Source organism: Ruegeria sp. HKCCA4008 (assembly GCF_013033125.1).
Taxonomy (GTDB): Bacteria; Pseudomonadota; Alphaproteobacteria; order Rhodobacterales; family Rhodobacteraceae; genus Ruegeria.
The window spans coordinates 87,788-111,699 of record NZ_WQDM01000012.1; the positions used below are offsets into that span (position 1 = coordinate 87,788).

The 23,912-nt window shown below is 59.9% G+C and carries 25 protein-coding genes; 20 read left to right on the forward strand and 5 right to left on the reverse strand.

Going from position 1 to position 23,912, the window contains the following annotated elements; all coding sequences use genetic code 11:
- The first annotated feature begins 34 nt into the window (after positions 1-34).
- The 13 genes from GOW60_RS19615 to rarD all read left to right on the forward strand — a co-directional run bounded on the left by GOW60_RS19615 (position 35) and on the right by rarD (position 14,158).
- A complete protein-coding gene (locus GOW60_RS19615) occupies positions 35-1,207 on the forward strand; it encodes an acetyl-CoA C-acyltransferase (protein WP_171230613.1) in 1,173 nt (390 codons plus the stop codon).
- Positions 1,208-1,280: 73 nt separating this feature from the next.
- Positions 1,281-1,736, forward strand: a complete 456-nt coding sequence (locus GOW60_RS19620) for a GAF domain-containing protein (protein WP_171205288.1) — start codon at positions 1,281-1,283, stop codon at positions 1,734-1,736.
- 141 nt (positions 1,737-1,877) lie between these two features.
- Positions 1,878-2,627, forward strand: coding sequence for a hypothetical protein (locus tag GOW60_RS19625; protein ID WP_171230614.1), 750 nt, complete (start codon positions 1,878-1,880; stop codon positions 2,625-2,627).
- Between the two features lie 333 nt (positions 2,628-2,960).
- On the forward strand, positions 2,961-3,530 hold the full coding sequence (locus GOW60_RS19630) for an XRE family transcriptional regulator (protein ID WP_171230615.1): 570 nt from the start codon (positions 2,961-2,963) through the stop codon (positions 3,528-3,530).
- Entirely contained in the window at positions 3,530-4,153 is a 624-nt protein-coding gene (locus GOW60_RS19635) for a LysE family translocator (protein WP_171230616.1), read from the forward strand. Before GOW60_RS19630 ends, GOW60_RS19635 begins: the two co-directional genes overlap by 1 nt.
- A 4-nt stretch (positions 4,154-4,157) precedes the next feature.
- Entirely contained in the window at positions 4,158-4,538 is a 381-nt protein-coding gene (locus GOW60_RS19640; RefSeq protein ID WP_171230617.1) for a GFA family protein, read from the forward strand.
- A 15-nt stretch (positions 4,539-4,553) separates the two neighbouring features.
- Entirely contained in the window at positions 4,554-7,001 is a 2,448-nt protein-coding gene (locus GOW60_RS19645) for an FAD-dependent oxidoreductase (protein ID WP_171230618.1), read from the forward strand.
- Between the two features lie 16 nt (positions 7,002-7,017).
- The gene (locus tag GOW60_RS19650; protein WP_171230619.1) at positions 7,018-7,494 is read left to right on the forward strand and encodes a cupin domain-containing protein; all 477 of its coding nucleotides are present in this window, start codon (positions 7,018-7,020) and stop codon (positions 7,492-7,494) included.
- Positions 7,495-7,506: 12 nt separating this feature from the next.
- Positions 7,507-8,559: an alcohol dehydrogenase family protein gene (locus tag GOW60_RS19655; protein ID WP_171230620.1), complete on the forward strand. Its 1,053-nt coding sequence runs from the start codon at positions 7,507-7,509 to the stop codon at positions 8,557-8,559.
- A gap of 11 nt (positions 8,560-8,570) precedes the next feature.
- Positions 8,571-9,464, forward strand: a complete 894-nt coding sequence (locus GOW60_RS19660) for a homocysteine S-methyltransferase family protein (RefSeq protein WP_171230621.1) — start codon at positions 8,571-8,573, stop codon at positions 9,462-9,464.
- A 5-nt stretch (positions 9,465-9,469) separates the two neighbouring features.
- Positions 9,470-10,447 carry a GlxA family transcriptional regulator gene (locus tag GOW60_RS19665; protein WP_152459236.1) on the forward strand — a complete coding sequence of 326 codons (978 nt, stop codon included), beginning with the start codon at positions 9,470-9,472 and terminating at the stop codon, positions 10,445-10,447.
- A gap of 89 nt (positions 10,448-10,536) precedes the next feature.
- The gene (locus GOW60_RS19670) at positions 10,537-12,990 is read left to right on the forward strand and encodes an FAD-dependent oxidoreductase (RefSeq protein WP_171230622.1); all 2,454 of its coding nucleotides are present in this window, start codon (positions 10,537-10,539) and stop codon (positions 12,988-12,990) included.
- A 262-nt stretch (positions 12,991-13,252) separates the two neighbouring features.
- Complete coding sequence (gene rarD / locus GOW60_RS19675; RefSeq protein ID WP_171230623.1) at positions 13,253-14,158, forward strand: EamA family transporter RarD; 906 nt, start codon at positions 13,253-13,255, stop codon at positions 14,156-14,158.
- On the opposite strand, the gene GOW60_RS19680 is transcribed toward rarD, so the two are convergent.
- Both GOW60_RS19680 and GOW60_RS19685 read right to left on the reverse strand, forming a co-directional pair.
- On the reverse strand, positions 14,149-14,859 hold the full coding sequence (locus GOW60_RS19680; protein WP_171230624.1) for an SGNH/GDSL hydrolase family protein: 711 nt from the start codon (positions 14,857-14,859) through the stop codon (positions 14,149-14,151). The two genes, rarD and GOW60_RS19680, sit on opposite strands and share 10 nt — an antisense overlap.
- 2 nt (positions 14,860-14,861) lie before the next feature.
- The gene (locus GOW60_RS19685; RefSeq protein WP_152459232.1) at positions 14,862-15,272 is read right to left on the reverse strand and encodes a nuclear transport factor 2 family protein; all 411 of its coding nucleotides are present in this window, start codon (positions 15,270-15,272) and stop codon (positions 14,862-14,864) included.
- 96 nt (positions 15,273-15,368) lie between these two features.
- Between GOW60_RS19685 and GOW60_RS19690 the strand changes: the two genes are divergently transcribed.
- Positions 15,369-16,016, forward strand: coding sequence for an RluA family pseudouridine synthase (locus GOW60_RS19690; RefSeq protein WP_171230625.1), 648 nt, complete (start codon positions 15,369-15,371; stop codon positions 16,014-16,016).
- Between the two features lie 2 nt (positions 16,017-16,018).
- On the opposite strand, the gene GOW60_RS19695 is transcribed toward GOW60_RS19690, so the two are convergent.
- A complete protein-coding gene (locus tag GOW60_RS19695; RefSeq protein ID WP_171230626.1) occupies positions 16,019-16,210 on the reverse strand; it encodes a hypothetical protein in 192 nt (63 codons plus the stop codon).
- Between the two features lie 106 nt (positions 16,211-16,316).
- Between GOW60_RS19695 and GOW60_RS19700 the strand changes: the two genes are divergently transcribed.
- The 4 genes from GOW60_RS19700 to GOW60_RS19715 all read left to right on the forward strand — a co-directional run bounded on the left by GOW60_RS19700 (position 16,317) and on the right by GOW60_RS19715 (position 19,289).
- Positions 16,317-17,009 (forward strand): YafY family protein, encoded by a 693-nt coding sequence (locus GOW60_RS19700; protein ID WP_171230627.1) that lies wholly within the window; start codon positions 16,317-16,319, stop codon positions 17,007-17,009.
- A gap of 126 nt (positions 17,010-17,135) precedes the next feature.
- Entirely contained in the window at positions 17,136-17,807 is a 672-nt protein-coding gene (locus GOW60_RS19705; RefSeq protein WP_171230628.1) for an OmpA family protein, read from the forward strand.
- Positions 17,808-17,939: 132 nt separating this feature from the next.
- On the forward strand, positions 17,940-18,482 hold the full coding sequence (locus GOW60_RS19710) for an NADPH-dependent FMN reductase (protein ID WP_171230629.1): 543 nt from the start codon (positions 17,940-17,942) through the stop codon (positions 18,480-18,482).
- A 15-nt stretch (positions 18,483-18,497) separates the two neighbouring features.
- Positions 18,498-19,289 carry an acyl dehydratase gene (locus tag GOW60_RS19715; protein WP_171230630.1) on the forward strand — a complete coding sequence of 264 codons (792 nt, stop codon included), beginning with the start codon at positions 18,498-18,500 and terminating at the stop codon, positions 19,287-19,289.
- On the opposite strand, the gene GOW60_RS19720 is transcribed toward GOW60_RS19715, so the two are convergent.
- Positions 19,281-20,315: an FAD-binding oxidoreductase gene (locus tag GOW60_RS19720; RefSeq protein ID WP_171230631.1), complete on the reverse strand. Its 1,035-nt coding sequence runs from the start codon at positions 20,313-20,315 to the stop codon at positions 19,281-19,283. The two genes, GOW60_RS19715 and GOW60_RS19720, sit on opposite strands and share 9 nt — an antisense overlap.
- A 55-nt stretch (positions 20,316-20,370) precedes the next feature.
- On the opposite strand from GOW60_RS19720, the gene mnmD reads away from it, so the two are divergent.
- Positions 20,371-21,036 carry a tRNA (5-methylaminomethyl-2-thiouridine)(34)-methyltransferase MnmD gene (mnmD, locus tag GOW60_RS19725; protein WP_171230632.1) on the forward strand — a complete coding sequence of 222 codons (666 nt, stop codon included), beginning with the start codon at positions 20,371-20,373 and terminating at the stop codon, positions 21,034-21,036.
- A complete protein-coding gene (locus tag GOW60_RS19730) occupies positions 21,033-21,902 on the forward strand; it encodes a DMT family transporter (RefSeq protein ID WP_171230633.1) in 870 nt (289 codons plus the stop codon). The genes mnmD and GOW60_RS19730 overlap by 4 nt, the downstream gene beginning before the upstream one ends.
- On the opposite strand, the gene GOW60_RS19735 is transcribed toward GOW60_RS19730, so the two are convergent.
- Entirely contained in the window at positions 21,876-23,849 is a 1,974-nt protein-coding gene (locus tag GOW60_RS19735; RefSeq protein WP_171230634.1) for a lytic transglycosylase domain-containing protein, read from the reverse strand. The genes GOW60_RS19730 and GOW60_RS19735 overlap by 27 nt on opposite strands.
- Between the last annotated feature and the right edge of the window lie 63 nt (positions 23,850-23,912).

The window sequence follows — 23,912 nt, forward strand, 5'->3', positions numbered from 1 at the left end:
TATTCAAGAGCCGGAAAGAAGGAGGAAAACCCGGATGAGAGACGTTGTTATAGCAGGGGCCGCCCGTACACCGATGGGCGGGTTTCAGGGCATGTTTGACGGTGTTGCTGCGGCTGACCTCGGGGGCGAAGCAATCCGCGCGGCTTTGCAGCAGGCAGGGGTGCAGACGGTCGACGAAGTGCTGATGGGCTGCGTTTTGCCGGCGGGGCAGGGCCAGGCACCTGCGCGGCAGGCCGGATTCGCGGCGGGATTGGGCGAAGAGGTTCCCGCCACGACGCTGAACAAAATGTGTGGTTCGGGGATGAAGGCGGCAATGATGTCCTTTGACCAAATTGCATTGGGTCACGCAGATACGATGGTTGCGGGCGGCATGGAGAGCATGACCAACGCGCCGTACCTTCTTCCCAAGATGCGCGGCGGCGCCCGCATTGGCCACGGCCAGGTGGTTGATCACATGTTCCTCGACGGCCTTGAAGATGCCTATGACAAAGGCCGCCTGATGGGGACTTTCGCCGAAGACTGTGCCGAGGCGTATCAGTTCACCCGTGAAGCACAGGATGAATACGCGCTGCAATCTTTGTCCAACGCGCTGTCTGCGCAGGAAAATGGTGCATTCGATCAGGAAATCACGCCCGTTACCGTCCGGACGCGCAAGGGTGAAATTCTGCTGGAGTCAGATGAGCAGCCAAAATCCGCCCGCCCCGAGAAGATCCCGACGCTGAAGCCTGCGTTCCGCAAGGACGGTACGGTGACGGCGGCCAACTCGTCTTCGATTTCGGACGGCGCGGCGGCGCTGGTTCTTGCGTCGGCAGAAACCGCCGAAGCGCAGGGCATGACGGTTCGGGCCCGGATTTTGGGGCATGCGAGTCATGCTCAGGCGCCCAGCCTTTTCACGACGGCTCCGGTTCCGGCGGCGCAGAAGCTCTTGTCACGCATAGGCTGGAGCAAGGATGACGTTGACCTGTGGGAAGTGAACGAGGCCTTCGCGGTTGTCCCGATGGCATTCATGCACGAGATGAACCTTCCGCGTGACAAGGTGAATGTGAATGGCGGCGCCTGCGCCCTGGGCCATCCCATCGGTGCCTCTGGTGCCCGCATCATCGTTACGTTATTGAATGCGCTGGAAAAACGTAACCTCAAACGGGGCGTCGCGGCGATCTGCATTGGCGGGGGGGAAGGCACGGCCATTGCCATCGAACGCGTTTGACCCTTCATCTTTTTCCAAATACTCCGGGGGGTTCGGGGGCCGTGCCCCCGACCATCCGAAGGGGTTGCAATCAATGACTGCCGATTATGAAACGCTTGCCAAAACCATCGCGGCCCTGACTGAAGGCGAAACGGACCAGGTTGCTCTTATGGCCACAGTCGCCTGCGAGGTTCACCATTCCGACGATCGTTTTGACTGGACCGGGTTTTACCGTGTCACCGAACCGGGCGTTCTGAAGATCGGCCCCTATCAGGGTGGGCATGGTTGTTTGGTCATCCCGTTCGAACGGGGCGTCTGCGGTGCTGCGGCAAGAACGGGCGAAACGCAACTGGTGCCGGATGTCGATGCGTTTCCGGGTCACATCGCCTGCGCCAGTTCAACTCGGTCCGAACTGGTTCTGCCCGTGCGGGATTCGTCGGGAAAAGTCATCGCCGTTTTTGACATTGACAGCGACCAGCCGGATGCTTTCACGCAACAGGATGCGCGAAATCTGGAAGGCATTTTGACCGCCGTGTTTGCCGGGCACTGACCGTTGCGGTCGTTGCGGATGTGCATCAACCCAAGGGATTCCCGGGCGATTGAACGGCCCGGCTGACTTCGTCTTGCAGGCTTCGAAGCGATCTCCTATCAAAATCCTTAGCGAAGTTTCGTTTTGGGGTGTTTCTCAGGGATGCAAGAGTCTGACATCAATCCGACGGTCGCGGATGAAGCGCCTCCAAAAGGGATCAGACGCGCCCATATGGCGACATTCCCGGATCGCATCGGCGTATTGCCCCATTCGGTGGCAAGCATCGCGCATCAGGTCGACAGAGTTTTCATCTGCCTGAACGAATATCAGGAAGTTCCCGATTTTCTGGGCGAGTTCGACAACGTCACCGCCGTGATCCCTGACCGGGATTACAAGGATGTCGGCAAGTTCATTTTCCAGCCGGATCCGGCAGATACCGTTTTTCTGGTCGACGATGATATCGAATATGCGGACAACTATGTCCGTCAGACCATACGCCGGGCGCGGGGGGTCGGACTGGAAAAACGTGTCTTCGGCTATCATGCCACGACGTTCACAAACCCGACGCCCAGGTCGATACGGCAGCGCACGTTGTTGCGTATGAACCAACGGCTGACCTACTCGACCAGGGTACACCAGCTGGGAACCGGAACCGTCATGGTGTCCGGGTCGCTGTTCCCGACACTGGAATACATGGAAGGCAGCGAGAAGTTCGTCGACGTGCGTTTTGCCCGTTACTGTTTCGAAAACGGCATCGAAATGTGGACGCTGCCCAGAAATCGCCGCCGCTTTCCCAGCTTGCTTGCCGGGCTGGAGCCGGAAAAGCGTGAAACGATCGCCGACAGTTTCACCCGTCGTTGGCCTCAACATGTGTTGGATGAAGTGAAGGTTTTTGCCGGCCTTCAACTCTAAAGCCAGGCGGGCTTTGCACGATTCAGGCTTTTCCAGATCTGCCTCTGTCGCGAAGGTTTTCCCATGTCGCCGCAGCGCCACGGGGGAGCGATATGTGCTGTCTTTTTGAAATGAAGTCCTTGTACGGCAAAAACTGAAATTCGGCTGCTGCACCCCTGCGGTTTTTCTGGTGTTTCAGGGGCCTGTGCGCCTGCTGGTCCTCAATTCTGTCTTTCGCACACGATGATGATCGACACCCAAATGAAACCGAGCGTGAAAAAACGCTTGGAAATTTCACCAGCTTGCTCCATCGTGAAAAACGAAGGAAGAATTTCACGAGATTCGGAGCGGCCTGTGAACAGCCAAGCCCCCCAAAGCGCAACCCTTGGTGCTGACCTGAGGGCCTTGCGCAAGGCCAGAGGGTTGACCCTGACCGAGATTGCAACTCGGCTGGATCGCTCTGTCGGTTGGTTGAGCCAGGTAGAGCGCGATTTGTCCGAGCCTTCAATCTCGGACCTGCGCCAGATTGCAGAATGCCTTGGCGTGCCAATGTCGATGCTGTTTGCGCATTCCGCTGCCCCAGCAGACGAACAGGGCTACGTCGTGCGCGCCGGGTCGCGTCGCCCGATGGGGTCGGGCGAAGAAGGGCTGATCGAAGAGTTGCTGTCGCCGGATCTGACCGATGATTTCGAAATGGTGCATTCCACGTTCGAGCCAAATTCACGTATGCAGACACCGGCCAACCGCCCGACCCAGGAAGTGGGCTATATGATTTCAGGTCGATTGAAACTGACGATCGGGTCGCGTGAATTCCTGGTGGGGCCAGGCGACAGTTTTCGGATCAAACATGAACCTTATCAATGGGCCAACCCCTATGAAGAGCCTGCTGTGGCCATCTGGGTCATTGCTCCGCCGGTGTACTGATGAGCTTCGAGGCCTGGACCATATTCGCGCTGTTCTGGGTGGTATTCGTCACCACACCGGGGCCGAACGCGGTCAACTGCATCTCGAACGGGATGAGCCTGCCGTTCCCAAAGGCCATGATGGTTGTATTGGCCATACTGACGCAGGCCAGCATGTTTTTGATTCTGTCCGCGCTGGGCGTCACAGCCCTGATTGCCGCTTCTCCGACCGGGTTTTTCGTGGCCAAGCTGGTCGGCGCGGGCTTTCTGATCTGGTTGGGCGTGCGGGGATGGATGAATGCCGGCAAGCCCGCTCCGGTCTCGGAACGCCCGGCCCGGCACGTTTATCTGCACGCGCTGGCAGTGGCCACGATCAACCCAAAAAGCGTCGCGGGCTATCTGGCCGCGTTTTCGCAATTCGTGCAGCCGGACGTGCCGATCTGGCAGCAGATGGTCGTGATCATGCCAACCGCACTTTTCATCACAACGCTCAGCTATACCGGTTTTACCGCGTTGGGCGCTTTGATGGGCAAGGCGGCGCTGGGCGCAGTGTTCAACATCTGGGTGCGCCGGGTGATGGCGGCCTGTTTCATAATCTACGGCGTGTTGTTGGGAACCAGCACCGCGCCTGCGGCAAGGGGATAGCCTTATGTACAGAGGGTCCTGCCTTTGCGGTTCAGTTGCTTTCACCATCGACGGAGACCTTTCTCCGCCTTCGGTCTGCCATTGCGGGCAGTGCCGAAAGCAATCCGGCCATGTCTGGGCCTCGACCACGACCCATCAGGACAACCTGAGTTTCTCGGCCCGCGACACGCTGAACTGGTTTCGCGCATCAGACATCGCACGGCGCGGGTTTTGCATCAAATGCGGTTCATTTCTCTTCTGGCAACATACCGAAGAGGACACGATTTCGATTGCCATGGGCGCGTTCGATGCGCCCACGGGCCAAAAGCTCTCGAGGCACATCTTTGTGGCTGACAAGGGCGACTATTACGACATCACGGACGATCTGCCCCAACGGGCACAGTAACAGGGACCAAGACACATGAGTGATTTTCCGACAAAAGCCCGCGTGGTCATTATCGGTGGCGGTGTGGTGGGGGCTTCCTCGCTATATCATCTGGCCAAGAAAGGCTGGACCGACTGTGTTCTGCTGGAAAAGAACGAACTTACCGCAGGCTCGACCTGGCATGCGGCCGGTAACGTTCCGACCTTTTCGACCTCGTGGGCGATCATGAATATGCAGCGCTATTCGACCGAGCTGTATTCGCGTCTGGGCGAAGAGGTCGACTATCCGATGAACTACCATGTTTCGGGGTCGATCCGTCTGGCGCACAGCAAGGAACGGATGCAGGAGTTCCAGCGGGCCATGTCGATGGGCCGCTATCAGGGAATTCCCATGGAGATGTGGACGCCGGAGCAGGCCAAGGAACGCTACCCTTTCCTGGAAACTCATGATCTTGAGGGAGTCCTGTATGACCCGACCGATGGGGACATCGACCCGGCGCAGCTGACGCAGGCACTGGCCAAGGGCGCGCGTGACAAGGGCCAGAAGATTATTCGGTTCTGCCCTGCCACAGGCGTGAGCCAGCATGACGACGGCACCTGGACCGTCCATACCGAAAAGGGCGATATAGACTGCGACTATGTCGTCAACGCCGCCGGCTACTACGCGCAGCGTGTGGGTGAATGGTTCAAGCCCTATGGTGGCCGTACCGTGCCAGCGATGGTCATGAGCCACCAGTATCTGCTGACTGACGAGATCCCCGAGGTCGAGGCCTGGTCGAAGGAAAACGGCGGCAAGCTGCCGCTGCTGCGCGACGTGGATATTTCCTACTACCTGCGGCAGGAAAAGCATGGCTTCAACCTTGGCCCCTACGAACCCAACTGCAAGGGGCACTGGATGACCGAGGACGACCCGATGCCCGAGGACTTCAGCTTTCAGCTGTGGAACGACGATCTGGACCGGATCGAGGATATCGTCACCGACGCGATGGAACGGGTGCCGCTGATGGCGACCTCGGGCGTAGGGCGCGTGATCAACGGCCCGATCCCCTATGCGCCCGATGGCCTGCCGCTGATCGGTCCGATGCCCGGCGTCAAGAACGCCTTCGAAGCGCATACCTTTACCTTTGGCATCGCCCAGGGCGGCGGCGCGGGCAAGGTACTGGCCGAATGGATCGTGGATGGCGCCACCGAATGGGATATGTGGGCCGTCGATCCGCGCCGCTATACCGACTACACCGATCAGGACTACTGCAACCAGAAGGGCATGGAAGTTTACGGCAACGAATACGCCATGCACTTCCCCCATCACGAATGGCCCGCCGCGCGCGACAAGAAGCTGTCGCCGGTGCATGCCAAGGTCAAGGAACTGGGCGGTGTCATGGGCGCCTACAACGGCTGGGAACGCGCCAACTGGTTCGCGCAGCCGGGCGATGACACTTCCGAGGAAAGCACCCACACCTGGGGCCGCTCGGGCCCGTGGGAGCAGCGCATCAAAGAAGAATGCGAGGCCGTGCGTGACCATTGCGGCGTGCTCGATCTGCCGGGCTTCTCGCGCTTCGTCGTCAAGGGGGAGGGCGCGGCCGAGGCGCTGCGCGGGCTGGTCACCGGCGGCCTGCCCAAGGTGGGCCGGATCAACCTCGTCTACATCGCTGACGACCGTGGCCGCATCCTGACCGAGATGTCCTGCATGCGACTGGGCGAGGATGATTTCGTGATGATCACCGCCGCCACAGCGCAATGGCACGACCGCGACATCCTGATGAACGCGATGCCCGCGGGCGTCACCGTCGAGGACGTGACCACCACCCGCGACACGCTGATCGTGACCGGGCCGAAATCGCGCGAGATCCTGTCGGGTCTGACCGATGCCGACCTTTCGTTGGGCTGGCTGACCCATCAGGCCGCCACCGTGGCCGGGCAACCCGCGCACCTGATCCGCGTGTCCTTCGCCGGTGAACTGGGCTGGGAGGTGCACGCGCTAAACGAGCACATGCCCGCGATCTATGACGCGATCCTCGCCGCCGGGGCCAAGCCGTTCGGCATGTATGCGCTGAATTCTCTGCGCATCGAAAAGGGCTATCGCGCGTGGAAGGGAGATCTGAGCACCGACTACTCGCTGCTGGAAGCGGGCTTGGAGCGGTTTGTCAAACTGGACAAGCCACAGGACTTCCCCGGAAAGGCTGCAATCCTGAACGAAAAGCAGCAGGGCGTGAAAAAGTCGTTCGTCACCCTGACTGTCGACGCAGGTGATTGCGATGCGCCTTACATGTCGTGCATCTGGCAGGGTGATCAGATCGTGGGCGAGACCACTTCGGGCGCATGGGGTTACCGCGTCGGCAAATCCATCGCGCTGGGCATGATCAAGTCAGAACTCGCAAACCCAGGTACCGAGGTCGAGGTGGAAATCTACGGCCAGAAGTGCCGCGCCGTGGTACAGGAGGATCAGCCGCTGTGGGATCCCGCAAATGAGCGGCTGCGCGCCTGACAAAAAGGAGGCCCGCATGCGCCCGCGATATTCCAAGATGGGACCTGGTGAAGGTCCCAACTATGACTGGGAAAACGACCATACCTTCGTGAAAGTTTCCGGTCAGGACACGGGCGGAGCCTACACACTGATGGAAGACAACTTGAAGGCCAGCTTCGCGCTTGGCCTTCATCGCCACGACAGCCATGCCGAGACGTTCTATTTCCTGGAGGGCGCCGTGGATTTCTATGTCGACGGAGACTGGCACCTGTGCACGCCGGGCACCACCATGCATGTTCCGGCGGGTGTGCCTCATGCCTGCCGGGTTGCCGACAACAAACCGGCACGGATGCTCATGATCTTTCAACCATCCGGGTTTGATGGTTTCCTTGCGGAACTGGCAACCATGACCCCGGCGGATTTCGAGGACGAGGCCAAGATGGCCGACCTGAATGCCCGATATGACATCGTGCCGATGGGACCGGTTCCGCCCCATCCCGACGACCAGACCTGAGAAGCCAGCGAAATGAATGCTCCAAAGACGATGTCCGGTGTCTATCTGACGGGTCACGGTGGCCCCGAAGTTCTGGAATGGCGAGATGATATCCCGGTTCCTGAACCTGGTGCAGGGCAAGTTCTGGTTCGGGTCGCCGCCGCAGGCGTGAACAACACGGATATCAACACACGGGTCGGTTGGTATTCCTCGGACGTCACCGGCGCGACGGATGCCGTTGATCAGAAGGTCGAAGCGGGCGGCTGGGGCGGTGCATTGCACTTTCCCCGCATTCAGGGCGGAGATCTTTGCGGCATCGTGGAACAGGTTGGGCCGGGTGTTGCCTTCAAACCGGGTCAGCGCGTGACCTGTCCGATAAACCTGCCGCGCCCGCGCCCGGCAAACCCGCAGGGCTTCATTGCGCTGGGTTCCGAGATTGACGGGGCTTTTGCGCAGTATTGTCTGGTTGAAGCCGATGATCTCTATGACGTCAGCGCCTCGCCCCTTTCGGATGTGGAAATCGCCGCCATTCCCTGCGCCTTCGGGACGGCGGAAAACCTGCTGACCCGCGCCGGCGTGACAGCCGGGCACAAGGTGCTGATCACCGGCGCCTCGGGTGGCGTCGGGCTGGCGGCGGTGCAACTGGCCGCCCTGCGCGGGGCGTCGGTTTGGGCTGTAACAGCGGGCACGAAAGCCGAGATCGTGAAATCCCAGGGGGCCGAGAACACGTTTGACCGGAACGACCCGCTTCCGCAGGATATGTTCGATGTGGTGATCGACGTTGTGGGTGGCCCGGCCTGGCCATCGCTGATCCTTTCCCTGAAACCCGGCGGGCACTATGCCGTTTCGGGGGCCATAGCAGGCCCGATTGTCGAAGCTGATCTGCGGGACATCTATCTGCGCGACATCACCATACATGGGTGCACGCACCAGGCACCCGAAGTCTTTGCCCGTCTTGTGGAACTGGTGAATACCGGACGGATCAAGCCACTGGTTTCCCGGACCTATCCGTTGAAGGATATTGGTATTGCACAGGCTGATTTTCAGTCAAAGACTCTTCCGGGAAAACTGGTATTGGTGCCCTGAGGAGTAATGACATGGCAGATATCACTCTTTTGGACGGCTCTATCGGGCAGGAACTGGTAAAACGCAGTGGCGATCAGGCGACACCGCTGTGGTCGACGCGCGTGATGATCGATCACCCCGATTTGGTCGCGGAAGTGCACCGCGACTATTTCAGCCGGGGTGCGACGGTCGCAACAACCAATACTTATGCCGTCCATCGCTCTCGTCTGGTGCGGGTGGGGATGGAGGATCAGATGCCCACCCTGATCGACACCGCCCTGACACAGGCCGAACGTGCCCGCGCGGCAACCGGGGGGCGGATTGCGGGTGCACTGGGGCCATTGCTCGCTTCATATCGCCCCGACCTTAACCCAGACCCTGCGGATGCGGCTGAAAAGTTCGCCGAACTTGTGGCCATGATGGCCGCGCGGGTCGATCTATTTTTGATCGAGACCGTCTCGTCGGTGCAAGAGGCCGAGGGCGCATTGCGTGGCACGGCAGGATGCGGAAAACCGGTTTGGCTGTCCCTGTCGGTCAATGATGACGATGGCAGCCTTCTCAGGTCCGGCGAACCGTTGGCGGACATTGCTCTGCTGGTGGAGGAGTTTTCGCCCGATGCCGTGTTGATCAATTGTTCGTGCCCCGAGGCGATCCCGGCGGCGCTGGAGGTTCTGTCCGGCATGAATCGGCCCTATGGGGCCTACGCCAATGGCTTCACGCATATTTCGGATGATTTCCTTCAGGATGCGCCGACCGTGGATGCGCTGCAAAAACGGCATGACCTTGGCCCTAGGACTTATGCGGATCAGGTGATGCGGTGGATCGATCAGGGGGCAACGATTGTTGGCGGATGCTGCGAAATCGGGCCGGATCATATCGAAGAACTGGCGAACCGGTTGCGGGCCGCCAGTCATAACATCGTTTAAAGAAAATGGCGGCAAAATCTACTTCGGACGCTCCAAAACAGGCCATCCGGCATTTCGACATCCTTGTCGCGCCGGGCTTCGTGCTGTTGGAGCTGGCGTCGTTGGTAGAGGTATTGAGGCTGGCCAACCGTGTATGCCCAAGCCCTCCGTTCACCTTCACCTATCGCTCGCTCAAAGGTGGCCCGATTGCCAGCAGCAGTGACGCCGTGGTTCAAACAGAAGCAGTGCCGTCACAGCCAAGGGCGGATTACCTGTTCGTAATTGGCAATTCAGACCCGGACCATCCGGATTTGTCTTTGGGGCGGGTGGTGTCGGACTATACCTTCCGGGACGCCAAGGTGTTCCTGCTGGCCGAAGCCGCCAGCCGCTATATCGACGAGCAGGGAACGGCCGACCTGGCAACCCATTGGGAAAACGCATCGTTCCTGCGGGAACGCGGTGCCCGGTTCGAAGCCAAACTGTCGATCGCAACCGAACAGGGCGCGGTTGTGACATGTGCCGGGATGGAGGCCACGACGGATATCGCCTTGGCGGTGATCGGGCGCCATATCTCGGGGCCTGCGAAGATGACCGTGGCCGACATCATGCTGCATGAGAACATCCGCGATTTCGCTTCGATGCAGCCATTCTCGGGCGCCAAGTTGACGGCGACAGGCGACTCGAAGCTGGATCAGTGCATAAAGCTCATGCAGGCCAATATCGAAGACCCTCTGCCGATCAATCAGATCGTCGAATCGCTGCACCTGTCGAACCGGTCCCTCGAGCGCAAGTTCAAAACCTTTTTTGGAACCACTCCCAACGGATTCTACCGGGAAATGCGACTGGCCAAGGCAAATAACCTGTTGCTGAACACCACGATGAGCGTTCGCGAAATTGGTTTGGCCTGTGGTTTTCCGAACGGGTTTTCGTCCGTTTACAAAAGCTTCTTCGGGGTCACGCCCTTTGTCGTACGCCGACAAAAGCGAGCGGCATCACATCGGTGAAAACTGCGAATTCTGTGACGCTTTTGGTGCATTTGTTGTCGATCTTTCATGGCAACCTACGCCAAACCTGACACAGCGGAGATTTCAGGATGGTTGATCTTCCCAGCAAGGCCCGAGCGGTCATCATCGGCGGTGGCGTCATCGGATGCTCGGTCGCTTATCATTTGACCAAGAAGGGTTGGAAAGACGTCGTGTTGCTTGAGCGAAAGCAGCTGACAAGTGGCACCACCTGGCATGCAGCGGGTCTGATCGCACAGCTGCGCGCCACCGCAAACATGACCAAGCTGGCGAAATACAGCCAGGAGCTGTATGGCGCGCTGGAAGAGGAAACCGGTGTCGCCACGGGCTTCAAGCGCTGCGGGTCGATCACCGTGGCGCTGACCGAGGAACGCAAAGAGGAAATCTATCGTCAGGCTGCGATGGCGCGGGCGTTTGGCGTCGAGGTCGAAGAAATCTCGAATGAGCGCGTGCAGGAACTGTATCCGCATATCAATCTCGAGGGCGTCAAGGGTGCAGTTTATCTGCCGCTGGACGGGCAGGGTGATCCGGCCAACATCGCGCTGGCTCTGGCCAAGGGCGCCCGCCAGCGCGGCGCCATCGTCAAGGAACGGGTAAAGGTCACCGATATCGTCAAACAGGGCCGCAGCGTGACCGGCGTGGACTGGGTGGCCGATGACGGCAGCGCCTCGGGCCATATCGAGTGTAACATGGTGGTCAACTGCGCCGGCATGTGGGGGCACGAAGTTGGCCGAATGGCGGGCGTAAACGTCCCGCTGCACGCCTGCGAACATTTCTACATCGTGACCGAGAACATCGACGGCCTGACGCAGCTGCCGGTGCTGCGGGTGCCGGATGAATGCGCCTATTACAAGGAGGACGCCGGGAAAATCCTGCTGGGCGCCTTCGAGCCCAACGCCAAGCCTTGGGCGATGGCGGGCATCCCAGACAGTTTCGAGTTCGATCAGCTGCCCGAGGATTTCGACCATTTCGAACCGATCCTCGAAGCCGCCTGCAACCGCATGCCGATGCTGGCCGAGGCGGGCATCCACACCTTCTTCAACGGCCCTGAGTCCTTCACGCCCGACGACGCCTATCACCTTGGGCTCGCGCCCGAGATGGACAATGTCTGGGTCGCCGCCGGCTTCAACTCGATCGGGATCCAGTCGGCGGGCGGCGCGGGCATGGCGCTTGCCGAATGGATGGACAGCGGCGAAAAACCCTTTGACCTGGGCGATGTGGACATCAGCCGGATGCAGCCGTTCCAGGGCAACAAGCAGTATCTGTTTGAACGGTCCAAGGAGACGCTGGGCCTGCTCTATGCCGACCACTACCCCTATCGCCAGAAAGCCACCGCGCGCGGCGTGCGCCGGACGCCGTTCCACCACCACCTGAATGAACACGGTGCCGTCTTCGGCGAGCTGGCCGGGTGGGAACGCGCCAACTGGTTCGCCAACGAAGGGCAGGAACGCGAATACAGCTACAGCTGGAAACGCCAAAACTGGTTCGAGAACTCGGCCGCCGAACACCGCGCGGTGCGCGAGAACGTAGGCATGTATGACATGTCCTCCTTCGGCAAGATCCGGGTCGAGGGCCCCGATGCCGAGAAGTTCATGAACTATATCGGTGGCGGCGACTACGCGGTGCCCAATGGCAAGATCGTCTACACGCAGTTTCTGAACCGTTCTGGCGGGATCGAGGCGGATGTCACCGTCACCCGCTTTTCCGAGACCGCCTATCTGGTGGTCACCCCGGCGGCGACGCGCCTGGCGGACCAGACGTGGATGATGCGCCATGCGGGCAATTTCAACGTCGTCATCACCGATGTCACGGCGGCCGAAGGAGTTCTGGCGGTGATGGGTCCGAATGCGCGGGCCTTGCTGGAGAAAGTCTCGCCCAACGATTTCTCGAACGCGGCAAACCCCTTCGGCACCGCGCAGGAGATCGAGATCGGCATGGGCCTCGCCCGCGCCCACCGCGTCACCTATGTGGGTGAGCTGGGCTGGGAGATCTACGTCTCGTCCGACATGGCGGGCCACGTCTTTGAAACGCTGCACGAGGCGGGGCAGGACATGGGGCTGAAGCTGTGCGGCATGCACATGATGGACAGCTGCCGGATCGAGAAGGGCTTCCGCCATTTCGGCCACGACATCACCTGCGAAGATCACGTGGTAGATGCCGGGCTGGGCTTTGCCGTCAAGGTGGACAAGGGCTGTGACTTCATCGGCCGCGAGGCGGTGATTGCGCGCAAGGAAAGCGGCCCGAAATCGCGCCTTGTGCAATTCCGCCTGACCGACCCCGAGCCGCTGCTGTTCCACAATGAACCGATCATCCGCGATGGCGAATATGTGGGCTATCTCAGCTCGGGCAACTATGGCCACACGCTGGGAGGCGCGATTGGCATGGGCTATGTGCCTTGCGAGGGGGAGAAGGCAGCCGACGTTCTGGCCTCGACCTACGAGATCGACGTGTGTGGCACGAAAGTTCGGGCCGAGGCGTCGCTCAAGCCGATGTATGATCCGAAATCCGAACGGGTAAAGGTGTGACCACGGGGTTTGGTGGGGGCTCTGCCCCCGCCGCCTTCGGCGACTCCCCCGGGATATTTTCGGCCAGATGAAGAGCGGGTCCCTTGTCCATCTGGCTACAAATATCCCGGAGCGCGAGGCAGAGCCTCGCATTTCAGACCTCACCTAAAAAGCGTGGTCTGACAACTCATCAAACACTGTTATGTGACACTTCACTGTTTTCAGAGTTTTCAACCCGTTCATTTCTGCCTTAAACCGAACCGGTATCAACCGGAGACCCGATGTGGCAGACGCGCTTCTACCTTCACAGAACACGGACACACCAAAGGGGCTTGCGCTGGCAGTCACGGCCTATGTCCTGTGGGGGTTCTTGCCTCTGTACATGAAAGCGCTGGATCATATGGGCGCGGTCGAGGTTGTGGCGCACCGTGTTATCTGGTCAGTGCCTGTGGCCGGGTTGTTGCTGGTTGTCCTGGGCCGAACCCGGGATCTGAAGGCCGCGCTTGGCAATCCGAAGATGTTGGGTATGGCCGCTTTGACCGCTGCGCTTATTTCCGTGAACTGGGCGATTTACGTGTGGGCCATTTCCACGGGCAACGCACTGGATGCGGCGTTGGGTTATTACATCAACCCCCTATTCAGTATCGCGCTGGGGGCAATCCTGTTGAGGGAACCCCTGACGCGGACACAATTGTTCGCGGTCGGATTGGCCGCGCTGGGTGTGGTGGTACTTGTGGTGGAAGCCGGTCGTTTGCCTTGGGCAGCTCTTGGGTTGATGATCAGCTGGGGATTCTACGCGTTCTTCAAGCGCTCGCTGCCGATTGGGCCGAACCAGGGTTTCCTGCTTGAGGTCCTGATCCTTTTGATTCCGGCGCTGGTCTACGTAACTTTTCTGGGTGTGCGGGGCACTGGTCATTTTGGTGTCGCGATGTCGGACACCTTGTTGTTGTCCTGTGCAGGGGTCGTGACGGCGGTGCCGTTGCTGGTCTATGCAAACGGCGCCAAACTGGTGCGCCTGTCCACGATGGGCATCCTGCAATACATCGCGCCGACCATGATCTTCATTACAGCGATAACCCTGTTCGGCGAGAAGATAGACACGGGCCGGATGATTGCATTCCCACTGATCTGGGCGGCTCTGGTCGTTTACTCGATCCCTATGATCCGGCAGGCGCGCGGTCAGGCCTGAAGCAACAGACGCGCGGCCGCATCCGCCCAAAGCGCATACGCCCGGGGGCTGGGATGATAGCCATCCGGTGCAGCCAATGCCGGGTCGTCCGGCAGATCGAGGGGCAGGTGTTGTACATGCGGAAATGCAGCCGCAACCTCTTGCAACCCCTGATCCAGGCGCGCAGCCTGGCATCCAAGCGCCCAGGCCAGCGGCTGAGGCAGGGCCGGAAACCTGTTCATCTGCGGGACTGCGGTTACGACGATGCGACGAGCCCCCAGGTTTTCTGAAAGCAAGCGGATAAGGCGGGTCTGGCGGCGCGCAAATTGCTGGCGTGTCACAGCCCGGGTGACATCATTGACGCCGAGTGCCGTAACGACAGCATCGAATTCGCCTTCCATTTGCGAAAGACGCTCGATCGTGTCCTGGGTGGTGTGCCCGGTTGTCGCTTCCAGCCGCCATTCGACCGCATAGTGCCCGGCCAGACGGTTGACCAGATGGCCGGATAACGCCTGATCCTGCGTGCCTGCGCCCACTCCGGCTGCCGAACTGTCACCGGTGATCAGAAGCCGCAGACGCGGCCCGCGCCCTGTGCGGCCTTCGCGCGGGCCTGTCGGTTCCGGCAGCAACTGCGCGTTCCTGCGTACCGATAGGCCCTGCGCGGCAAGCACGGGAAGCAACGGAACCCGCAAAATCTGATCGGCAGCCAGTGAACGAGGCATTGTCAGCTCAGCGCGTTTTTGAATTCCAGAAAACGAGCGTCTGTCATGACCCGCGCCATCATGGCATCCCGCAAGGCACCTACCGTTTTGTAAGGGCGCATGACGACCTCGAAAACCTGGATCAACCCATCGTCGTTCAACGTAACAAGATCCACGCCGATACCATCCAGATCACCGACTTTGCATTGAAACTCCAATGCCCAGTCTTTCCCGTCGCCCATGACGCGCCGATAACGAAAGTCTGAAAACACCTGCCCGACATGCCCCAGAACGGCAGCGACCGGTGCGCGCCCTGTCCAGGTGCTGTAGTATGTGGGCGGCAGGAACTGCACATCTTCGGCCAGGAGCTGATGGATCAAGGCCTCATCGCCCTTTGCGACAACCTCTTGCATGCGTTCAATTGTCGGGTGCATGGCATCTCCTCCGCTTTTGAAGAGAAGGTCACCGAACATGGGCGGGCATGCAAGGACGACGTTGCGGGAGGTCACGAGCTGCGATAGGCACCCTGCATGAGCGACACCTATGAACCCCCTCAAACCCCACTGGATGTGTTGCATGAAGATGCACAGCTGATCGTGGTGAACAAACCATCGGGCCTGCTTTCGGTTCCGGGGCGGGGCGCGAATCTGTCAGATTGTCTGTTGACCCGGGTGCAGGATGCATTTCCACAAGCACTGCTGGTGCACCGGCTGGACCGGGACACGTCCGGCGTCATGGTCTTTGCCCAAACGCCGCACGCGCAGCGCAACCTGAGCATGCAATTCGAGCAGCGTCAGACCCGCAAAACCTATGTCGCCCGTGTCTGGGGGCAGCTGGAACCCAAGACCGGCACCGTGGACTTGCCTCTGATCGTGGACTGGCCCAACCGGCCCAAACAGATGGTTTGCCATGCGACGGGCAAACCTGCCGTGACGGACTGGCGTGTCGTGAAGACCGAAGGCAATACGACGCGTGTGCGTCTGTTTCCCAAAACGGGCCGGTCTCATCAACTTCGCGTTCATATGCAGGCGCTGGGCCACCCGATCCTGGGCGATCCATTCTATGCGACAGGCGACGCGCTGGACTTCCCCAGATTGATGCTGCATTCAGAAGAGCTGCGCCTGAAACACCCGGAAGGTGGGGTTTCGATGAAGTTTCGGGCCCGGCCCGAGTTCTGATCTCAGGCCGTGCTGGTCCAGAGCATCTTCAGATTCCCCAGCGAAAAACGTTTGGATCGTTTCTTTGATACGGGCTGCTTGCACTGCCGGGCCATGGCGATTTCGCGCTCGATCTCGAAGGCGCGCAGGGTATGGTCCTGAGACCATTGCCCCAACCTTAGCGTCATCATGACATGGGTGTCGAGGTATGGCATTTTTCGTGCTCCTTCTTTCGATGCCATTCCAATCTGGCCCATCACTCCTGACACCCTCTTGTCAGTGGGGTGTGCTAGGATGTCAGCATGTTGACAGGAGGATGTAATGCGCCGTTCGACCCGATTGTTTGAAATCATCCAGATCCTGCGGGCTGCGGGCGCTCCGGTCACGGCAGAGGCTCTGGCCGCAAGGTTGGAGGTGTCCGTGCGCACGATTTATCGGGATATTGCCGAGTTGCAGGCGCAACGGACGCCCATCGAAGGTGAGGCCGGTATCGGGTACGTGATGCGGCGCGGCTATGATCTGCCACCGCTCAATTTCGATGCAGAAGAAGTTGAGGCCTTGTGGGTCGGCCTGTCTCTTCTTGCGCGTACCGGCGACAGTCACCTGCAAAGGGCCGCCAGCCGGATATGCCAGAAGATCGACGCATTGCATTGCCCAGCGGATTGGTTGCAGGTTGCCCCATGGGGTGCCCCAGCGGATGACCCAAACAAGGGTTGCGTTTCGATCGCGCATTACCGCGAAGCCATCAGGGCAGAGCGGAAAATCCGTATCACCTATGAAGATAGCGCAGGCAAACGCACGGTTCGGGTCGTGCGCCCTTTGGCGCTGATCTATCACATCGAATGCACGATGCTGGCAGGCTGGTGCGAATTGCGTAACGGGTTTCGCCATTTCCGCACCGACCGTATCTGGTCCAGTGAATGCACCGAAGATAGCTTTTCAGGACAAAGCAGGTCGTTGCGCGAGCTCTGGCAGGAACAGCAGAATGCAGAAACGTTCGTTGAAGCGGTTTGAATACGTGTTTGGCGGGTATTCGCCGACTTCACCGCATTGTTGCTTGAGCCGCCAAGCCTGCACAGTGATATACTGAGGAAAACGAAGCACGCCCGAATAACGGGTGCTGGAGCAGAAGGTGATATCATGACGATTTCCAAGTTTTTCGTGGCCACAGGTTTGTGTTCAGCCCTTGTGTTGGCGGCCTGTACCGACCCGGGCACGCTGAAAGTACAAGACGACCCGAACCAGAACGCCAAACAGGGCGCCGTTCTGGGTGGGCTGGTCGGCGCTGGAATCGGGGCGATTGCCAATAATTCGAACCCCGGTCTGGGCGCGTTGGCCGGTGCTGCAATCGGTGCTGCCGGGGGCGGCGTGATCGGCAACCAACTGGACAAGCAGGCTGCGGAGCTGCGTCAACAGCTGGCGAATGACGGAATTACAATCGTCAACGCAGGCGATCGCCTGATTGTGACTGTCCCGAATGACATCACCTTTGACACCGACAGTTCGACCGTGCGCCCGGCGTTGCGGTCTGATCTGGTGAAAGTGGGCCAGAACTTGGTCAACTACCCGAATTCGAACGTGCAGATCATCGGGCACACTGACAGCGACGGAGACGCAACCTACAATCAGGGCCTGTCAGAGCGTCGCGCGAATGCCGTGGCCGACATCCTTCAGGCCAACGGTGTCAGCTACAACCGTATTCGCACGATCGGGCAGGGCGAAAACAACCCTGTCGCGTCCAACCTGACGCCCGAAGGAAAATCGCAAAACCGGCGTGTCGAGATTGTCGTGGTGCCCAGCGGAAACGCGTAACCACTGCGCGGCGTGAACAGCGGGGCCGCCCAATGGGCGGCTCGGATTGCGCAATGACTGTGCGTCAAATGGGGTTTGGATCGGGGTGATCTCGGTCTAACTTGCGGGAAACACAGAAACGGAGTTTTCCCGATGTCCCAACCGACCCTTCTTGGCCTGTCCGGGTCCCTGCGCCAGAACGCGACCAACCGCAAGCTTCTGCGCGAGGCGGCACGGTTGTTCGATCCGGCAAGCTTTGTCGAAGCGGATTTGAACCTGCCCCTCTACGATGGTGATCTGGAAGACGGAGAAGGGATTCCCGAGGCGGTTCAGACGCTGGCCAATCAGATCGCACAGGCCGATGCAGTGATCATTTCGACACCTGAGTACAACAAGGGTCCATCAGGCGTTCTGAAGAACGCGCTGGACTGGGTCAGCCGAACGGAAGGCAATCCATGGGCCGACAAACCGGTTGCGGTAATGTCGGCGGCCGCTGGTCGTGCGGGCGGGGAGCGGGCGCAGATGATCCTGCGGGCCTGTATGGTTCCATTTCAGCCGCGCATCCTTCAGGGGCCCGAAATCCATCTGGCGAACAGTTCGAACGAATTCGACGATCAGGGAAAGCTGCGTTCGGACCGGTACGAAAAGTCTTTGCATGATTTGATGCAGAAACTCCGGGCCGAGGCCGGCTTCTGATCGCGGGTCAGGTAAATGACGCAAGAGCGACAGACCGATCTCTTGGATCCGGCCCGCGCGGCGGCATTTCAGGTGGCGCTGGGCGGTGTGGCAACGATCGCCAGTGGTTCGGAATTGCCGCCCTTCTTCCATCAGCTTTATTTCTGGACCCCGCAACCGGCCGCCGAATTGGGTCGGGATGGGCATCCCAAGGTTGGGGGCCTGATCCCGGATATGGGATTGCCGCGCAGAATGTGGGCCGGCGGGCGGTTGACCTTTCACGTTCCTCTGATCGCAGGGATCACCGCCGAAAAGAAATCGGTTCTTGAAAGTCAAAGCGCCAAGGTGGGGCGGTCCGGCCCGTTGGGCTTTGTCACTTTGCGGCACGAGATCTGGCAGAACGGTCAGTTGCGCGTGACAGAGTGGCAGGATCTCGTCTATCGCGAAGATCCTGCGCCGGATGCTGAAATGCCCCAACCGCCCAAAGCGCGCACCGATGAGACCGAATGCCGCGAAGTCGGGTTCGATTCAACGTTGTTGTTTCGATACTCGGCCCTGACCTTCAATGGCCACCGTATTCACTATGATCTGGACTATGCGCGCGATGTGGAAGGATATGACGGGCTGGTCGTGCACGGGCCGCTTCTGGCGCAGCTTCTGATGTTGTTCGCGGTTGACTTGACCGGTCCGCTAACCTCGTTTTCATTCCGCGCGACTTCGCCATTGATGCATTTCGAAAATGCCCAGTTGTGCCGGAGGGGTGAAAACATGTGGGTGCGTGGCCCTGACGGGCGGCAATGTATGCAAGCCGTCGCGCAGTCACAATGAGGCTTCGGGCCGGAACTCATCAGGGATCGTATCCCGATCTTCAAGCATAAGATCGGCCATGACCTCGGCGATTTTGGGGGCCATGCCGAAACCGATTTTGAACCCGCCATTGGCGATGTACTGCCCTTGATGCAGGGGATGGGCGCCCAACATCGGCGCTCGGCTTTTGCTGCGCGGGCGCACACCAGCCCAGCGTTCGATCACCTCGGCCCCGTGCAACAGGGGCAGGACGCGCGTGGCGCGGTCTATCACTTCGTCCAGAGCTTCGTCCGTGCTGGTCGGGTCCTCATAATTCCGTTCCGAGGTCGATCCGATCGCAAGTGTTCCGTCAGCATGCGGGACAATGTGAATCGCGTCGGCGAATAGTTGCGGCACTTCCCCCGCGTCGAAGCGCAACAGGGCGGCCTGCCCTTTGACACCATTTCCGACGGTCTTGCCGTAGGCGTCGTTCAGTTCCTGCAATCCTGCAAGGCCCGTGGCGTGGATGACCTGCCCCTTGTCCCTGGCTTCACTGACAATGTGAACGCCCATGACCTCCAGGGCTGCGACCAGCGCGGCACAGGCCCGCCGGGGGTGCATTCGTGCCGTCAGCGTATCGCGAATGACAAAGCCTGTGGGGCTGGGTGGGCACCAAGAACCCGCTTGGGCCGTGGTGATGACACGCCATTCCGCCCGACCTTGCCAAAGCTCATCTGCGGTGCCTTCGCGCTGGCGGGCCCGTTCCAGACCACGCGCGTCCGGGATCGGCTGAAGGCGGCCCAGCCGGCCATAGCCGGGAGAAACCCCGCCGGTGTCTTCGATCTGTCGCCAGAACGGTTCAGCCATGATCAGACTGTCGAACTGAAATGCTTTCTTGGCGTTCCAGTTTTCCGGCACATGCGGGGCCAATGCGCCGACCAGACCTCCGCTGGACCCGGCGCCGGGACCGGACGGATCGACAACCTGCACTTTCGCACCGCGGCGCGCACAAATCCAGGCGATGGACAGGCCGAAAATTCCTGCGCCGCGAACCGTCACATCGACCATTGCCAATTCCCTTTTCCTTGTTCAGTGTCGCGCCGCTTAGCTACAGGATTCCCCAATGGCAGACCAGCGCGCCGAATTGACGTGGACCGAAGATCAGATACCGGTCTCGGACCGCTTCGACGACCCATATTACTCGTTGCAGAACGGGCTGGAAGAGACGCGCCATGTGTTTCTGGCGGGAAATGATTTGCCTGCGCGGTTTGCACCGGGGTTTCATATTGCCGAGTTGGGTTTCGGCACCGGCCTGAACCTGCTGACCGCCTGGTCGGAATGGGAGGCATCCGGTCACAAAGGGCCATTGCGCTTTACCAGTTTCGAAGCCTTTCCCATGGCACCGGACGACATGCAGCGCGCGCTTGGGGCCTTTCCCGAATTGCATCCGTGGAGCAGTCGGTTTTTGGCGCATTGGACAGGGCGCACATGTATGTTGGATTCGCTTCGGTTTGAGGTGGTGATCGGCGATGCACGCAAGACATTGCCGAACTGGGACGGAATGGCAGATGCCTGGTTCCTCGACGGGTTTTCACCAGCCAAGAACCCTGAATTGTGGGGCGCGGACCTGTTGCAGGACGTGGCAAACCACACTGTCACGGGCGGTACCGCGGCCACGTATACGGCCGCGGGTTTCGTGCGCCGGGGACTTGAGAGTGCAGGTTTCAACGTAACCCGCATGCCCGGCTATGGTCGCAAGCGGCACATGACACGGGCACACAAAGCATGACCCAGAAGAACAATGTCGGCGCGGGCATCGCTTTGATGGTGGGCGCGACAATTGTCTTTGCGTTGCAGGACGGTATCTCGCGCCATCTGGCCGGAACCTACAACACCTACATGGTGGTCATGATCCGCTATTGGTTCTTTGCGGCTTTTGTCATCGCTCTGGCCGCGCGGGCCCCCGGTGGGCTGAAGGCGGCCACAAAGACAAGTCAGATGGGTTTGCAGATCCTGCGGGGCTTGTTGCTGGCGGCCGAGATCTGCATTGCGGTGTTCGGCTTTACGGTCCTTGGCCTGATCGACAGTATGGCGGTTTTCATCTGTTATCCTCTGCTTGTCGCCGCGCTGAGCGGGCCGGTGCTGGGCGAAAAGGTCGGATGGCGGCGATGGGCTGCGATCGGTGTCGGCTGCATCGGCGTTCTGATCATCCTGCAACCGGGCGCCGGGGTCTTTAACCCATGGGCTGTCATACCTTTGATTTCTGCATTGCTGTTTGCGATCTATGGTCTTTTGACGCGATATGTCGCCCGTCAGGACAGCGCGGCCACCAGCTTTTTCTGGACCGGTGTCGCCGGTGCCGTGGCGATGACCGTGTTTGGCATGTGGTTCTGGGAGCCGATGGCGCACGACGACTGGCTCTGGATGGCGCTGCTTTGCGTCAGTGGGGTGTTCGGGCACTGGTTGCTGATCAAGTGCTACGAAGTGGCCGAAGCCAGTGCGGTTCAACCCTTTGCATATTTCCACCTGGTTTGGAGCGCGATCCTGGGTATTTCGATCTTTGGCGAAACGTTGCGCCCCGAAGTCGTGGCGGGCGCAACCATCGTCGTAGCCGCAGGTTTGTTCACCTTATGGCGCGAACGCCGCCAGAGATGATCCGATCAGCTCCTGCGAGAAAGGAATTGGAAGGGCGGGTTGCCCCAGGCGGGCACGGTAGACCGGCAGGCTTTCGGTCACGCGCATCACGTAGTTCCGCGTTTCGCTGAACGGGATCGTCTCGATCCAGTCGACGATATCGACCTCGCCTGTGCGTGGATCACCATAGCGTTCCATCCACGAGATCGGGCGTTTTGGCCCCGCATTGTACCCCGCCGCCATCATCACAACGTTGCCGTTGAAATCGGCTGCCAGACCGGAAAGATAGTTGGCCCCAAGCTTTGCGTTGTATTGCCAGTCCGTGGTCAAACGTCCCGTCTGATGGCCGCTGAGAATGCCCAGCTCGCCCGCGACCAGCTTGGCCGTGGCGGGCATTACCTGCATCAGGCCGCGCGCGCCCGCACCGCTGACGACGACCGGGTCGAACTCGCTTTCGCGGCGCGCGATGGCCAATGTCATTTCCTTGGCCATCGGCAATCGCATATCTGCAACGGGATGGACCGGGTAATAGGCTGCGGGCAGAACAGTGCCCGTGGTCGCCGCCCGTTTAGCGATCATCACGGCCAGATGCGGCTGTTTCAGTTCGATCACCAGGTCGCCCAATTGATTGGCCTGTACTGGATCAAGGCTTTCGACCAGATGGGTCAGGAACCGCTCGGACAGGTTTGCTTCTCCGGCTTTCAACAACAGCAATCCGGCCTCCAAAACGCTGGAATCGGCAAACTCCGCCTGCCGCCAATGCGGCGCGCGACGCGGATTGGCCAGTTCCGCATCAAACGGTCGTCCGATCCGTTCTGCGGCCAACAGACCGTAGAATGAGGTCTGGTAATCGGCCCCCATTGCATAGGCGTCATACGCCTTGTCCGAGTCACCCAGTGCCGCGTAAGCGCGCCCAAGCCAATAGCCACCACGGCCTTTCGAGATCGGAGATTTCACGGCGTCCGAAAAGTTCTGGAAGTGGCGAACGGCGGTGGCAGGATCGTTCAGTTTGCGAAGCGCCAGAAAACCGGCCAGCCATTCAAGATCGGCATAGCCATAACCCATTTCGGGGGTCATGTGATGATTGGCGGCCACGTCATATGCGCGCGCCGCACGGCCCGATCGCATCTCAAGCCGTGCAAGACGGCGCCGTCCCTCCGCCCATTTGTCAGGCTCACCCAGGGCGTCAGGCCCGGTAGAGCGTGCCAGCATCAGATCGACGGCGCTGTCATCCAGTTCTTTCTTGTCGCGCCAGACAAAACGATCGAAGGCCAGCCCGGGCGCATCCGCCAGAGACTTGGGAACTGCCGCCACCTTGGTGTCCACACCGGGTTGGCGTTTCTGCAATGCTATGCGCGCTTCGGCCAGTTTACGTTCGTCCGGACCGACCAAAGGCAACATCTGCCCGGCGCTTACAAGATGACCGTCCCAAAGCATTCTGTCCAGCCGCGCCGCGTGATGCGGTTTCAGAAGTTTGGCAAAGTTCTCCAGATAGCTTTTTTGCAGACCCGAACCCATTGGCATGGTGCGCCAAGCGGTCACAATGTCGGCCTCCGCCTCTCCGATGCGTCCCTTGGATTTCAGGGCGACGGCATAGTTCAAGGCGCCCTCTGCCGTCTGAGGTGGAATGCCGGCATAGAATTTCAGAACCCTGTCTGGATCGGCACCGGTGAAAACAGGCTCGCTCTTGCGGCGCAGCCATGCCAGCCCGGGCCAGTCCGGGCGACGTTCGAGAAACACCAAAACGTCGCCAGAGCTGCCGAAGCCCTCGCGCAGCCAGTGCCAGACAATGATATCGCGCGATACGGAACCTCGCTGGCCGGATACGCGCAACGCTGCGTTCCAGTCGCCTTTGCGCATTTCGTTAAGTCCAGCGCGCAAATCAGCAGCAGCATCTGCCCGTGCTGAATGCGTCGCAGTCACCGAATACAGAATCACAGCAGTCAACAGTGCCAGAAAGCGTGTCATCCCTTGCATTTCCCAACCAACCGAGGATAGAGCCTGTGAGGATAAACCGTGCGTCGCTGGGAT